Annotated in this window: 16 protein-coding genes; 9 read left to right on the top strand and 7 right to left on the bottom strand. The window is 71.8% G+C overall.

What is annotated here, in order from left to right; all coding sequences use genetic code 11:
* Positions 1–681, top strand: a 681-nt coding sequence (locus tag GXW76_RS22385) for an NAD/NADP octopine/nopaline dehydrogenase family protein (RefSeq protein WP_211864325.1), incomplete at its 5' end; no start/stop codon positions are given.
* A gap of 90 nt (positions 682–771) precedes the next feature.
* Here the strand turns inward: GXW76_RS22385 and GXW76_RS22380 are convergent.
* Positions 772–1,737, bottom strand: a complete 966-nt coding sequence (locus GXW76_RS22380) for a Bug family tripartite tricarboxylate transporter substrate binding protein (RefSeq protein ID WP_211864324.1) — start codon at positions 1,735–1,737, stop codon at positions 772–774.
* 226 nt (positions 1,738–1,963) lie between these two features.
* Between GXW76_RS22380 and GXW76_RS22375 the strand changes: the two genes are divergently transcribed.
* Positions 1,964–2,947: a lysophospholipid acyltransferase family protein gene (locus tag GXW76_RS22375; protein ID WP_246514611.1), complete on the top strand. Its 984-nt coding sequence runs from the start codon at positions 1,964–1,966 to the stop codon at positions 2,945–2,947.
* Positions 2,948–3,123: 176 nt separating this feature from the next.
* Here GXW76_RS22375 and GXW76_RS22370 read toward each other — a convergent pair whose 3' ends face one another.
* Both GXW76_RS22370 and GXW76_RS22365 read right to left on the bottom strand, forming a co-directional pair.
* Positions 3,124–3,459, bottom strand: coding sequence for a c-type cytochrome (locus tag GXW76_RS22370; protein WP_211864328.1), 336 nt, complete (start codon positions 3,457–3,459; stop codon positions 3,124–3,126).
* The gene (locus GXW76_RS22365; RefSeq protein ID WP_211864323.1) at positions 3,460–3,624 is read right to left on the bottom strand and encodes a hypothetical protein; all 165 of its coding nucleotides are present in this window, start codon (positions 3,622–3,624) and stop codon (positions 3,460–3,462) included.
* Positions 3,625–4,007: 383 nt separating this feature from the next.
* Here GXW76_RS22365 and miaB point away from each other — a divergent pair, with 383 nt between their 5' ends.
* The 6 genes from miaB to GXW76_RS22335 all read left to right on the top strand — a co-directional run bounded on the left by miaB (position 4,008) and on the right by GXW76_RS22335 (position 10,377).
* Positions 4,008–5,393 (top strand): tRNA (N6-isopentenyl adenosine(37)-C2)-methylthiotransferase MiaB, encoded by a 1,386-nt coding sequence (gene miaB / locus GXW76_RS22360; protein WP_211864322.1) that lies wholly within the window; start codon positions 4,008–4,010, stop codon positions 5,391–5,393.
* Positions 5,390–6,439, top strand: coding sequence for a PhoH family protein (locus GXW76_RS22355; RefSeq protein ID WP_211864321.1), 1,050 nt, complete (start codon positions 5,390–5,392; stop codon positions 6,437–6,439). The genes miaB and GXW76_RS22355 overlap by 4 nt, the downstream gene beginning before the upstream one ends.
* 61 nt (positions 6,440–6,500) lie before the next feature.
* Positions 6,501–6,950: an rRNA maturation RNase YbeY gene (gene ybeY / locus GXW76_RS22350; RefSeq protein WP_211864320.1), complete on the top strand. Its 450-nt coding sequence runs from the start codon at positions 6,501–6,503 to the stop codon at positions 6,948–6,950.
* 313 nt (positions 6,951–7,263) lie between these two features.
* A complete protein-coding gene (locus tag GXW76_RS22345; RefSeq protein WP_211864319.1) occupies positions 7,264–8,163 on the top strand; it encodes a hemolysin family protein in 900 nt (299 codons plus the stop codon).
* Between the two features lie 147 nt (positions 8,164–8,310).
* Positions 8,311–9,285 (top strand): Bug family tripartite tricarboxylate transporter substrate binding protein, encoded by a 975-nt coding sequence (locus GXW76_RS22340; protein ID WP_211864318.1) that lies wholly within the window; start codon positions 8,311–8,313, stop codon positions 9,283–9,285.
* A 186-nt stretch (positions 9,286–9,471) separates the two neighbouring features.
* Complete coding sequence (locus GXW76_RS22335; RefSeq protein WP_211864317.1) at positions 9,472–10,377, top strand: DMT family transporter; 906 nt, start codon at positions 9,472–9,474, stop codon at positions 10,375–10,377.
* Here the strand turns inward: GXW76_RS22335 and GXW76_RS22330 are convergent.
* From GXW76_RS22330 to GXW76_RS22320, 3 genes are all read right to left on the bottom strand, one after another.
* Positions 10,350–11,090 (bottom strand): GNAT family N-acetyltransferase, encoded by a 741-nt coding sequence (locus GXW76_RS22330; RefSeq protein ID WP_211864327.1) that lies wholly within the window; start codon positions 11,088–11,090, stop codon positions 10,350–10,352. The two genes, GXW76_RS22335 and GXW76_RS22330, sit on opposite strands and share 28 nt — an antisense overlap.
* Positions 11,091–11,149: 59 nt before the next feature.
* Positions 11,150–11,650, bottom strand: a complete 501-nt coding sequence (locus GXW76_RS22325) for a Fur family transcriptional regulator (protein WP_211864316.1) — start codon at positions 11,648–11,650, stop codon at positions 11,150–11,152.
* A 101-nt stretch (positions 11,651–11,751) separates the two neighbouring features.
* On the bottom strand, positions 11,752–12,180 hold the full coding sequence (locus tag GXW76_RS22320) for a MucR family transcriptional regulator (RefSeq protein ID WP_211864315.1): 429 nt from the start codon (positions 12,178–12,180) through the stop codon (positions 11,752–11,754).
* Positions 12,181–12,342: 162 nt separating this feature from the next.
* Here GXW76_RS22320 and GXW76_RS25820 point away from each other — a divergent pair, with 162 nt between their 5' ends.
* Positions 12,343–12,531 (top strand): sulfurtransferase TusA family protein, encoded by a 189-nt coding sequence (locus GXW76_RS25820; RefSeq protein WP_246514612.1) that lies wholly within the window; start codon positions 12,343–12,345, stop codon positions 12,529–12,531.
* Here the strand turns inward: GXW76_RS25820 and GXW76_RS22310 are convergent.
* The coding region (locus tag GXW76_RS22310; protein ID WP_338151019.1) for a GNAT family N-acetyltransferase at positions 12,500–13,026 on the bottom strand (527 nt) is incomplete at its 5' end. The genes GXW76_RS25820 and GXW76_RS22310 overlap by 32 nt on opposite strands.

Genomic DNA, 13,026 nt, shown 5'->3' with positions numbered 1-13,026 from the left:
ATGGCGACGACGCCCGTCACTGCCCGCCGCCTCGCACCCGACCGCGTGCGGGTCGCGGCGATCCGCGCGGAGGTGGAGATGGGCGCGGCACCCGGCCTGGCCGCGCCGGACCTCGCCGCGATCGCCGAGGCGCTGTTCGGCAACCGCTGGCCCACCGTGCCCGACGCGCTCGCCGCCGCGCTCATCAACACCAATCCCATCGCCCACGCGGCGCTCGCGCTGGCGAATGTCACGCGCATCGAGAAGCAGGAGGTCTGGGGCCAGTACGGGCTGATGACCGAAGCGGTCTGCCGCCTGATGGAAAGCCTCGCCGCCGAGCGCGACGCGCTTGCCGCGCGCTTCGGCCATCGCCCGCCGAGCCTCGCCTGGTCCTTCCACCGGACCAATGGCGTGCCGCTCGGGCCGCTGCACGAGATGACGCTCGCGATCGAGAATGGCCGCGGCGTCATCGCCGGCCCGACCGACATGGCGACGCGCTACGTCACCGAGGACGTGCCCTATGGCCTCGCCTTCTACCTCGCGCTCGCGGCGGCGGTCGGCGAGCCCATGCCGGTCACCGCTGCGACGGTGACGGTGCTCGAAACGCTGTGGGGCCGCCCCCTGCGCGAGAACCCGCTGCTCGAGGGACTGGACCTTTCGGACCTGGCCGGCGCGCTCATGGGAACTGGCAGCGACCGCTGATCCGAGGTCGAAGGTCGCTGCCCCCCCGCATGCCCTTTGTCTTGCAGGCGGCCGCCCCACCAGCCCCGCCCGGCCATGATGCCGGGCGTATCAGTCCAGGCTGATGTTCAGGGGCGCCGCGACGCGGATCCAGCGCGCCAGGTCGTCCCGCATCAGCGCCGCGAAGGCGGCCGCGTCGCCCGTCGCCGCCGTGACGCCGAGCCCGTCCAGCCTTTCGCGCAGCGACGGCTCGGCCAGCGCGCGGACGAAGGCCTGCTGCCAATAGGCGATCGCGGCCGGCGGCGTGCCGGCGCGCAGCGCCAGGCCGGTCCAGATGCTCGCGGTGAAGCCGGGCACCGCGCCTTCCGTCAGCGTCGGCACGTCGGGCAGCGTGGGGAAGCGGCGGTCCCCGGTCGTCGCCAGCACCTTCAGCGCCCCGCCCGAGAAGCCGAGCACCGAGGGGACCGAGACGAACATCAGCGCGATGCGCCCCGCGAGCAGGTCGTTGAAGGCCGCCGCCGCGCCGCGATAGGGCACGTGCTCGACATTGAGCCGCTCGCGCGCCTTCAGGTCCTCCATGATGAGGTGCGTGTTGGTGCCGATCCCGGTCGAGGCATAGGAGAGCGGCGTCGGCGCGCTGCGCGCCAGCGCGATCAGCGCCGCCGCGTCGGCGGCCGGCAGGTTCGGCGCGGCGAGCAGCGCGACCGGGCTGTCCAGCAACTGCATCACCGGCGCGAGGTCCGCCTGCGGGTCGTAGGGCATGCGCCGCCCGATGGCCTTCGGGATGGTGGTCTGGCCGGCGGTGGCGAGCAGCAACGAAAGCCCGTCGGCGGGGCCGCGGGCCACCGCCTCCCCGCCCAGGATGCCGCCGGCGCCGGCGCGGTTCTCCACCACCATCTGCTGGCCGGTCACCGCCTGGATCGCCTGCGCGAAGAGCCGGCCCAGCACGTCCTGCGAGCCGCCCGGGGCGAAGGGCACGACCAGGCGGGCGGGACGGTCCGGCGCCCAGCCGCCCTGGGCGCGGGCGAGGGCAGGCAAGGCAAGGGCGCCAAGCAGCGCGCGGCGGAGGATCGGCATGGTCGGGTCTCCGTGGTCGGTGGCGATGCTGGGGCGCATCGGCGCCGGGGACAACGGGGGCGCGGCGGGCTTCATGCACTTCGCGTCATGCACTGCGCGTCATGCACTGCGCGTCATGCACTGCGCGTCATGCACTGCGCGTCATGCACTGCGCACCAAGCCCTTCGCGTCACGCACTTCGCACCAGGCCCTTCGCGTCATGGACTTCGCGCCATGCAGCAGCTTCATGCGTCTGCCGCCAAGGCTTCATTGCTCCGCCATGATGGGCGCGCTACCTGCGATGGTGATGGAAGCCGTCGCCCATTCACCCGAAGAAGCCCTCCGGCCGCGCCACCTGGGCCGCGCGAAGCCGCTGCGCTTCCGCCCCTGGCTGCCCGGTTCGGTCTGGGGCGACGTCATGGAGCCGCGACCGATGGGCGGGCGCCTGCGCGCCATCCGCCGCATCGCCGGGGCGGTGCTCTGGACGCTGATCGCGGTGCCCATCCAGTCGGTGCTGGTGCGCCTGCCGGGCCGGGCCAAGGTGAGCTTCGCCCGCACCTACCATGCCATGCTCTGCCGCCTGATCGGGCTGGAGGTCCAGGTGGTCGGCCAGCCCTCGCGCGGACCCTCGGTGCTGTTCGTGTCGAACCATTCCTCCTGGCTCGACATCCTCGTCCTCGGCGCGGTCATCGAGGCCGCCTTCGTCTCGAAGTCGGAAGTGGGCCAGTGGCCGCTCGCCGGAACGGTGGCGCGGCTGGGCCGGACGGTCTTCGTCAGCCGCAAGCGCAACAGCACCGGCAAGGAAGCGAGCGAGATCCAGGCGCGGCTCGCAGCCGGGGACAGCATCATCCTGTTCCCCGAGGGCACCAGCAACGACGGCACGCGGGTGCTGCCCTTCCGCTCCTCCTTTCTCTCTGTGGCACAGGATGCGAAGCAGGTGCAGCCGGTCTCGCTGGTCTACGACCGGCTGGGCGGGCTGCCGGCCTGCCGGCGGGACCGGCCATTCTTCGCCTGGTACGGCGACATGGACCTCGCCTCGCACTTCTGGCGCATCGCGCGGCGGTCCGGCGCGCGGGCAACAGTGCTGCTGCACGAACCCGCCGACCCGGCCGCCTTCCCCGACCGCAAGGCGCTGACCGCGGCGGCGAGCGACGTGGTCGCCGAGGGCGCCGCCACCCTGCGGCAGAACCGCCCGGCGCAGCCCATCGCCCTGACCGCCCGTGCGGGCTGATACGCCCGGCAGCATCGGCGGGCGCATCCGCGCGCGGGGATTGTGGGCGGCCGCGTGAAGGACGAGCGGGAGAGGGCCGGCGAAAGGAAGCGGATCCATGTCCGGGGCGGCTGCGGCCGCCTCGCCGCCTTCGGCTTCCAGGGCGGCCGCCACGCCGGCCACTTCGACGGACCCTGTCAGTTGCCGGTGGTCGCCGGCGCCTGGCCGCGCTCCTCCGCTTCCCGCGCGAGGCGCGCATATGTCTCCGCCGACATGTCCGGCAGTTGCCGGATGAAGCCGACGATCCCCCAGATCACCTGGTCGTCGAGGTGGCGCCCGAAGGAGGGCATCGCCGTCATCTTGATGCCGTTGCGGACGATCCAGAACAGGTCCGCCGGCGACCGCCCGCGCAGCGTATCGGGCAGGAAGGGGGGTTCGGGCGTGATCCCCTGGGCCCAGTCCACCGAGTCCACGCCGGGGGCGCCGTGGCAATAGACGCAGCTTTCCCGGAACTGCGCGAAGCCGCGGCGGATCTAGTCTTCCGTGATGGTGGCGGGCACCGCGATGCCCGATGCCCGGCGCTGCACCGAATGGCGCATCGTCGTGGAGAAGACGAATGTCTCGATGGCCGAATGCGGGACCGAGGCCGCCACGTTGTACGCGCCGGTGAAGACGACGGTCGCCCCGGCCGCTGCCACGGCCAGGATCCCGACTGCGAAGCCAGTCCAGAAGCGAGCCATCATTGCCCTCCAACGCCATGACGGAATGCGGAGGACGCCCGGCGCTGCCCGGTTCGACGCTGCCCGGGCAACTGTCCCGGCGTCCATGCCGCCCAGGCAACAATATAGCGCGAAGGCCGCCCGAAGCGACGCCCCCGCCGCGCATCCTGCGCCTGAAAGGGCGCGGAACCCCGCCCGCCGGGGCCGATCATGCTTGACCCGGCGCCGCGCCGCTTGTCAGGCTTGCGGCATGGAAAGCCCAACAGGGCGCTTGTTCGCTTGACCAGCGCCGCTCCGGTGCGCATCTCCACCGCCTCGATCCGCCGCTCTGCGTGCGGCGGAACGGTGGAGCCTGACCCCCTATGACCGAAGCCACCGGCACCGCCCCGCGGAAGCGCCTGCTCATCCGCACCTGGGGCTGCCAGATGAACGTCTATGACAGCGCGCGCATGGCGGATGTGCTGGCCCCGCTCGGCTACGCGCCGACCGAGGCGGCGGAGGAGGCCGACATGGTCATCCTCAACACCTGCCACATCCGGGAAAAGGCAACGGAGAAGGTGTTCTCCGACCTTGGCCGGCTGCGGGAGGCGAAGCAGGCCAAGGGCGGCGACATGGTCATCGCGGTCGCCGGCTGCGTCGCCCAGGCGGAAGGGGCCGAGATCACCGCCCGCGCGCCCTGGGTGGACATCGTGCTCGGGCCGCAATCCTACCACCGGCTGCCGGAGATGGTCGCGCGCGCGTCGCGGGCCGCCGGCGCGGTGATCGAGACCGAGTTCCCGCCCGAGGACAAGTTCGACCACCTGCCCGAGACGACCGCGCCGCAGGGCGTGACGGCCTTCCTGACGGTGCAGGAAGGCTGCGACAAGTTCTGCTCCTTCTGCGTGGTGCCCTATACGCGCGGGTCCGAATACTCGCGCCCCGCCGAGGCGGTGATTGCCGAGGCGAAGCGGCTGGTGGCGCTCGGCGCGCGGGAGATCACGCTGCTCGGCCAGAACGTGAACGCCTGGCATGGCGAGGGACCGGACGGCCGCGCCTGGACGCTCGGGCGGCTGCTGCGGCGGCTGGCGGAGATCCCGGGCCTCGCACGGCTGCGCTACACCACCTCCCATCCGCGCGACATGGACGATGACCTGATCGCCGCGCATGGCGACACGCCGGCGATCATGCCCTTCCTCCACCTGCCGGTGCAGTCGGGCAGCGACCGCATCCTGAAGATGATGAACCGCGGCCACACGGCCGACGACTACCGCCGGCTGGTGGACCGCCTGCGCGCGGCGCGGCCTGACCTCGCGCTCTCCACCGACATCATCGCCGGCCATCCGGGCGAATCCGACGCCGACCACGAAGCGACCATGGCGCTGATCCGCGACACGGGCTTCGCCCAGGCCTTCTCCTTCAAGTACTCCGCCCGCCCCGGCACGCCCGCCGCGACCATGGCCGGGCAGGCGGCGGAGGAGGTGAAGGATTCGCGCCTCGCCGAGATCCAGGCCCTGCTGCGCGACCAGCAGGCGGAATTCAACCGCTCGCGCGGCGGCATGGTCGTGGAAGTGCTGGTGACCGGCCCCGGCCGCCACCCCGGCCAGATGGCGGGTCGCACCCCCTGGCTCCAGCCGGTGCATTTCGATGGCCTCGCGAACCTCGCCGGGCGCATCGTTCCGGTGAAGATTCTTGCCGGACACCCCAATTCCCTCTCGGGCGCGATGGCCGCGCCCGTGAACACCGAGCCCAGGGAGAGACCAGCCGCTTGACCGCCACCTCCGGCCTCGCCGTCCGCCCGTCGGACGCCCGCAGCCAGATCGAGCAACGCTCCGTCACGCTGCAATTCGACGACAATCTCCTGCTGCCGCTCCTCCATGGGGAGCACGACCGGCACCTGGCCCGCATCGAGCAGGTGCTCGGCGTCAGGGTTTCCTCGCGGGGGAACCGGATCGTCATCTCGGGCGGGGCCGAACGGACGGAAATGGCGGAGGCGGCGCTGCTGGCGCTGTGGAAGCGGCTGGAACGCGGCCAGCATGTCGGCACGGCCGAGGTGGAGGCCGCGCTGCGCATCGCCGAGGGCGGGGCGGAGGTCGGCGAACCCCGCCTGCCGCTCGCCGACCTCCCGGCCATCCGCACCCGCAAGGGAGCCATCGCGCCGCGCTCCGCCGCGCAGGGCGCCTATATCGAGATGCTGGCGCGGCGGGAGATGGTCTTCGGCGTCGGCCCGGCCGGCACGGGCAAGACCTACCTCGCGGTGGCCCAGGGCGTGGCGTTGCTGCAATCCGGCCGGGTGGACCGGATCGTGCTGTCCCGCCCCGCCGTCGAGGCCGGCGAGCGCCTCGGCTTCCTGCCGGGGGACATGAAGGAGAAGGTCGATCCCTATCTCCGCCCCCTCTACGACGCGCTGCACGACATGCTGCCGGCCGAACAGGTCGCCCGCCGCATCGCCGCCGGGGAGATCGAGATCGCCCCGCTCGCCTTCATGCGCGGTCGCACGCTGGCCCATTGCTACGCCATCCTGGACGAGGCGCAGAACACCACCGCCGCCCAGATGAAGATGTTCCTCACCCGCATGGGTGAGGGCAGCCGCATGGTCATCACCGGCGACCCGACCCAGGTGGACCTGCCCTCCGGCCAGCCCTCCGGCCTGATCGAGGCCCTGCGCATCCTCGAAGGGGTGGACGGCATCGGAGTTGCGAGATTCGCCGAGCGGGATGTGGTAAGGCACCCCCTGGTGGCCCGGATCGTCGCCGCCTATGGGCGGGCCGACGACCAGACACGGGCGAAGAAGGAGAAGGATGGAACCGGGAAGTAGCCGTCCCGGCCGCGGTCGCATTTCGGGCGATCAGGCTGGGCTTCGGAACGGATCGCAGGAGATGCCGGACATCTCCGTGATCCTGGCGGCGCCAGGCTGGCGCGCCGCCGTCAAGCGGCCCGAGGAGGTGGCGCGCCGCGCCGCCGAGGCCGCCCTGCGCGAGGCCGGCGCCACCGGCGCCATGACCGTGCTGCTGACCGACGACACGGAGGTCAAGCGGCTGAACGGCCAGCATCGCGCCAAGGTCAAGCCGACCAACGTGCTCTCCTTCCCGGCCGAGGTGCCGGGACAACTGGGCGACGTGGCGCTGGCGCTCGGCGTGGTCCGCCGGGAAGCGCGCGACGCGGGCCGCAGGACAGCGGCGCACCTCGCCCACCTGGTCGCCCACGGCGCCCTGCACCTGGCCGGCCACGACCACCTGGAAGCCGGCGAGGCCCGCCGCATGGAGCGTGCGGAGGCGCGCATCATGCGCCGCCTCGGCCTGCCCAATCCCTGGCGGGGTGTGACATGAGCCGCCGCCGCAACCGACGCGGCCCGAGGCCGCGCCCGGCGCCGGGAACGCGAGGCGCAACCGCGTCCGGCCGCGAACCGCCACCCGCACGCTTTGCCAGCGCGAAGCCAAGGACCGCGGATGCCGCCCCTGCCCACCCCCTGGCGCGGCGTGACATGAGCCACCACCGCGACAGACGCGGCCCGAGGCCACGCCTCGGGCCGGGAGCGCGAAGCGCGACCGCGCCCGGCAGACAGCCGGCGCCCGCACGCCCTGCCCGCGCGAAGCCGAGGGCCGCGGATGCGGCCCGCCCGGCGCCTGGGGGCATGCCAACGTGAGCGACTTCTCGAACAAGCCCGGCCTGTTCTGGAAACTGCATGGCCTGCTCCGCCGCAAGGAGGCCGAATCCGTCCGCGACCGCGTCGAGGAACTGATCGAGCGGCACGACGAGAAGCCCGGCTCCGAGGGCACCGAACCCGACGCCAGTGGCCTCGACACCCATGAACGCGCGCTGCTGTCCAACGTGCTGCGCCTGCGCGGCAAGACCGCCTACGACGTCATGGTGCCGCGCGCCGACATCATGGCGATGCCCGAGGACCTGACCCTCGAGCAGGCTGTCTCACTGATCCAGCGGGACGGCCACAGCCGCTATCCGGTCTATCGCGAGAGCCTCGACGACATCGCCGGCATGGTCCACATCAAGGACGTCTTCTCCGCCGTCGGGAAGCCGGGGCCCTTCGATCTCAAGCACCTCCAGCGCAAGCCGCTCTTCGTCGTACCCTCCGTCCCGGTGCTCGACCTGCTGCTGCAGATGCGCCAGTCGCGCACGCACATGGCGCTGGTGGTGGACGAGTACGGCGGCATCGACGGCCTCGTCACCATCGAGGACCTGGTGGAGACCATCGTCGGCGACATCAGCGACGAGCACGACGAGGACGCCAGCCCCCACATGACCGAGCGCCCCGACGGGACGATCGAACTCGACGCCCGCACGCCGGTCGAGACCTTCGAGGCGAGGCTCGGCCAGGTGCTGACGGACGAGGAACGCGCCGCCGACATCGACACGGTCGGCGGCCTCGTCTTCACCCTCGCGGGCCGCGTGCCGGCCAAGGGGGAACTCATCTCCCACCCGTCCGGCCTGGAGTTCCGCGTCCTCGAGGCCGACCCGCGCCGCATCCGCCGCCTGCGCGTGCGGCGCCCGGGCACCGAACCCCACCGCGCGGCGGCCGAATAGGCCACGCCCGGTGCGGGCACCGCCCGCGCCGGATCCCGCCGAAGGCCTCCGGCCCTCGGCGGGGGAGCGCGAGGGGGCGAAACCCTTCCGCTTCGCCATTTCCGCCATCCTGCTACGCTCCGGACGGGACAATCCGGACCGACCGCCATGACGCACCGCCGCTCCCTTCTCGCCGCCGCGCTCGCCGGCCTCGCGCCGCTGCCGCTTCGCGCCCAGGGCGCCTGGCCCGACCGCCCGGTGCGGCTGGTGGTGCCGACGCTCGGCGGTGCCGGCACCGCCGACACCGTGGCGCGCATCCTGGCGCAGGAACTCGACAAGCGGATGCCGCAGCGCGTGGTGGTGGAGAACCGCGCCGGCGCCAACGGCAATGTCGGCGCCGCCTATGCCGCGCGCAGCCCGGCGGACGGCTACACCTTTCTCTGGGGCTGGGCGGGAACGCTGGCGACCAACCCCGCGCTCTACCGGGAACTGCCCTTCGACCCGCTGCGCGACTTCGACCCGGTGGTGCTGGTCGGCAACGTGCCGAACATCCTGGTGGTGAACCGCGCCCTCGGGCCGCGCACGCTGGCGGAGTTCACGGCCTATGCGCGGGCCAATCCGGGGAAGATCAATTTCGGCTCGACCGGCAACGGGTCGTCGATGCACCTCGCCGGCGAACTTTATCGCCAGATGACGCGGACCGAGATGCAGCACGTGCCCTATTCCGGCCCGGCGCCGGCGGTGACGGACCTGCTGTCGAACCGCATCCAGGCGATGTTCAACCTCGTGACCGGCGCGCTGCCGCAGGTCCGCGCGGGGGAGGTGATCCCGCTCGCGCTGCTCGACGATGCCCGCGCGCCGCAACTGCCCGAGGTGCCGACCACGGCCGAACTCGGCATGACGGGGCTCACCTTCGGCACCTGGTTCATGGTGATGGCGCCGAAGGGAACGCCGGAACCGATCCTCGCGCGCATGAACACGCTGGTGAACGAGGTGGTCGCGGACCCGGAAGGCAAGCAGAGGCTGCAAGGCGCGGGACTCGCGCTGTGGGGCGGGACGCGGCAGCGGGCGGCGGAGTTCCTCGCGACCGAGATCCGGCGGCATGCGGAGATCGTGCGGGCGAGCGGGGCGAGGGTCGATTGAAGGCCGGGGGGAAGAGAACTTCCCCCCGGACCCCCCAACCTTCTTTGGCATCTGGAGACTGACGTCCAAGGTCAGTTCCCAAAAAGACAAAGAAGGGAGGGGGAGCGGGGGAGGTTCCCCTCCCCCACCCTTGCGACCGCAACGCCCGGAGTGGCGTATCACCGCAGGACGCTGCATCACCACCGCATGTCCGCCCTCGCCTGGTCGCTCCTCGTCCTGCTCTCCTTCCTCTGGGGCGGGTCCTTCTTCTTCGTCGGCGTCGCCATCGCCGAGGTGCCGCCGCTGACCCTCGTCGCCGCGCGGGTGGGCCTTGCCGCTGCAATGCTGTGGGCGGCGCTACCGCTGCTCGGCGTCGCACCGCCGCGCGGCGCGCGTGCCTGGCGCGCCATGGCGGTGATGGGGCTGCTCAACAACGCCATTCCCTTCGCGCTGATCGTCTGGTCGCAGCGCACGCTGCCTTCCGGCCTCGCCGCCATCCTCAATGCGACGACGCCGCTCTGGACCGTGCTCGTCGCCCACCTGGCGACGCGGGAGGAACGGGCGAGCCCGGCCAAGGTGGTGGGCGTGCTGCTCGGCTTCGGGGGCGTCGCGGCGATGATGGGCACGGACATCGCGGGCGGCGCAGCGGCGGCGGGCTGGGCGACGCTCGCCATGCTGGCGGCGACCTTCTCCTACGCCTGCGCGGGCGTCTTCGGGCGGCGCTTCCGCGCCATGGGCGTCGCGCCGATGCAGGCGGCGCTCGGGCAGGTGACGGCCTCGGCGGCGATGATGCTGCCCGTCGCGCTCGCCATGGAGCATCCCTGGAGGCTGCCGGCGCCCTCGGCCGCCACGGTGGCGGCCATCCTCGGCCTCGCGCTGTTCTCGACCGCGCTGGGCTATGCGCTCTACTTCCGCATCCTGGCGCTGGCGGGGGCGGTGAACCTGCTGCTGGTGACCTTCCTCGTGCCGGTCAGCGCCATCCTGCTCGGCACGCTGGTGCTGCGCGAGGCGCTGGAACCGCGCCACCTGGCCGGGATGGCGCTGATCGGGGCGGGGCTGCTGGCGATCGACGGCCGATCGTTCGCCTATGCCTCGCGCCGCTTCCGCCCGTAGTGGCGCGAATACTTGTCGGTGATGAGGTCGGTCTTCACCACCACCGCGACGTCGGTGGTGTTGAACTGGTGGTCCAGCACGGCGCCCTCGCCGACGAAGCCGCCGAGGCGCAGGTATCCCTTCACCAGTGGCGGCAGGTCGACCAGCGTCCTTTTCACGTCGATCGCCGCGGGATCCTTGCGCATCATCTCGACATAGCGTTCCGGCAAGGCGCGGGGGCGGATCGTCTCCGGTGCCAGGTGGTTCGCCGCGAGATAGGTCAACTGGTCGGCGAGCGCATCGAGGTCGGTCCCCGGCAGCGACGCGCAGCCGAAGAGTATCCCGACATCGTGCTTGAAGATGTAGGCCGCGATGCCGCTCCAGAGCAGCTGCATCGAGCCGCGCGTGCGGTAGTCCGCATCCACGCAGGACCGGCCGCATTCAAGGACCTCCCCTTCGAAGGAGAGGATGCGGGAGATGTCGTATTCCGCCGCCGAGTACCATCGCCCGAGTCGCGCCGCGGCGCCGCGGCGGATCAGGCGGTAGGTGCCGACGACGGATTCCGCCCCTTCCCCACGGTCGTGGTCCACCACGACCAGGTGGTCGGCCACCGCATCGAATTCGTCGCGGTCGCGGCGGGTGCGTGCCGTCTCGGCGTCGGCGCGCGCTCCCATCTCCTCGTAGAAGACGCGGTAGCGCAGGGCCTGCACGGCATCGACCTCGGCCTGGCCCATCGCCAGCCGCACGCCGAGGTTGCCGGAGCGAAGTTCCCCGAATCCGGGGTCGATAGCGGTCACGACGAGCCCCCCCGGCCGCGACGTTGCGCCTCCGGCACGGGCGGCTCGGCCTCGGCCTTGCGGCCGAAGAGTTCCAGGCGCTGCCCGACCAGTGCGAAACCGAGCCTGCGGGCCATGATGCGTGCCAGCGCCTCGAACTCCTCGTCGGCGAATTCGATCACCTTGCCGGTATCGACGTCGATCAGATGGTGGTGGTGGCCGCGGTCGGCGGGATCATAGCGCGCGCGACCGCCGCCGAAGTCCCGCCGCTCGAGGATGCCATTCTCCTCCAGCAGGCGGACGGTACGGTAGACGGTCGCGATGGAGACCTTGCTGTCGAGCGCGAGCGCGCGGCGATAGACGTCCTCGACGTCGGGATGGTCCTCCGCCTCGCTCAGCACGCGCGCGATCAGCCGCCGCTGCCCCGTCATCTTGAGGCCCCGCTCGATGCAGAGCCGCTCGATGCGGGACGGTTGCGGGGTCTGCTCCGCAGCGCGCTGGCGGGTGCGGCTGTCCATGCGGTCGTCGAATTCCCAGGCTGTCGCCGCGCGGATCGCGGCGCGGCCGGGCAGGATACAACCCGGCGCGCCGCGCGGCCAATCCCGCGGCTGGACGGCCCTCAGCCGCCCTTGCCCTTGCCCCGCGACCGCGGGGTGGTGCCGAGGCCAATCTTCTTGGCCAGGGTGGAACGGTGCTTGGCGTAGTCCGGCGCCACCATCGGGTAGTCGGCCGGCAGGCCCCACCGTTCACGGTACTGTTCGGGCGTCATGTTGTAGGCCGTCTTGAGATGCCGCTTCAGCATCTTCAACTTCTTCCCGTCCTCGAGGCAGATCAGGTAGCCCGGAGTAATGGACTTCTTGATCGGCACGGCCGGTTGCGGCCGCTCGGGTTCGGGCGCCGGAACGGAGCCGACGCCCGCGAGCGTGCGGAACACTTCCTGGATCAGTCCCGGAAGTTCCGTGGCCGGGACCGGGTTGTGCGAGACATGCGCCGAAACGATCTGGGCGGTCAGCCCAAGAAGTTCGGCGTTCGGGTTGGTTTCTGCCACGATGTCAGCCCCCTTTTATCGTCAGCAGCGCCGGTCTACACGCCTCCGAAATCTGCGGCAATGATATGGAAGGTAAAATTTGTGACAGACATCGACAATGGGGAACCAGGCGAAGAAATACCGGCAAACTCCACCATCGACATCACGCACGAGACTTGCCCGATGACGTTCGTACGTGTCCGACTCGCGCTCGATCGTCTGTCGCCCGGCCAGGTGCTGGAAGTCCTGATGAAGGGGGATGAGCCCCGGCGCAATGTCCCGCGCACGGCCGCCGAACAGGGTCACGCCGTCCTCGCGCAGGACGACCGCGCCGACGGCATCACCCGCCTGTTGCTGCGCCGGAAGGGCTGAGGGGCAGGCTGAGGACCAGCGCATCCGACCCATTCGGGTAGTAGCGCCGTCGTCGCCCCGCCACCGCGGCGCCGAGTCGGTCATAGAGGGTCCGCGCCGCGAGGTTGCCCTCCGCCACCTCGAGGAACAGCGTGCGGGCGCCGCGCCGCGCCGATTCGGCCATCAGCGCGCGCATCAGCGCCCGGCCCGTTCCCACCCGCCGCGCGGCGGGGCGCACGGCCAGGGTCAGCACCTCCGCCTCCTCCGCCGCGACCCGGCCGAGCGCGAAACCGAGCGGTTCCCCCGCCGCGGTGGCGAGCAGGGCGAAATGGCCTGGCAGCGCGACGAGCAGGCCGATCGCCTGCACCGACCAGCGATCGGCCGGCGGGAAGGATTCCGCGTGAAGTTCGGCAAGCAGCGGCGCCGCCGCCTCCAGCACCGACGCGACAACGGGCGCGGCCATGGCGGGGCGCGGCGTCAGGCGCGGACGGCGGGGGCGCGCACCGCCGGCGGTTC

Origin of the sequence: Neoroseomonas soli, from assembly GCF_018129065.1 — a bacterium.
GTDB lineage: Bacteria > Pseudomonadota > Alphaproteobacteria > Acetobacterales > Acetobacteraceae > Neoroseomonas > Neoroseomonas soli.
This window is presented reverse-complemented; position numbering and strand designations above follow the sequence as displayed.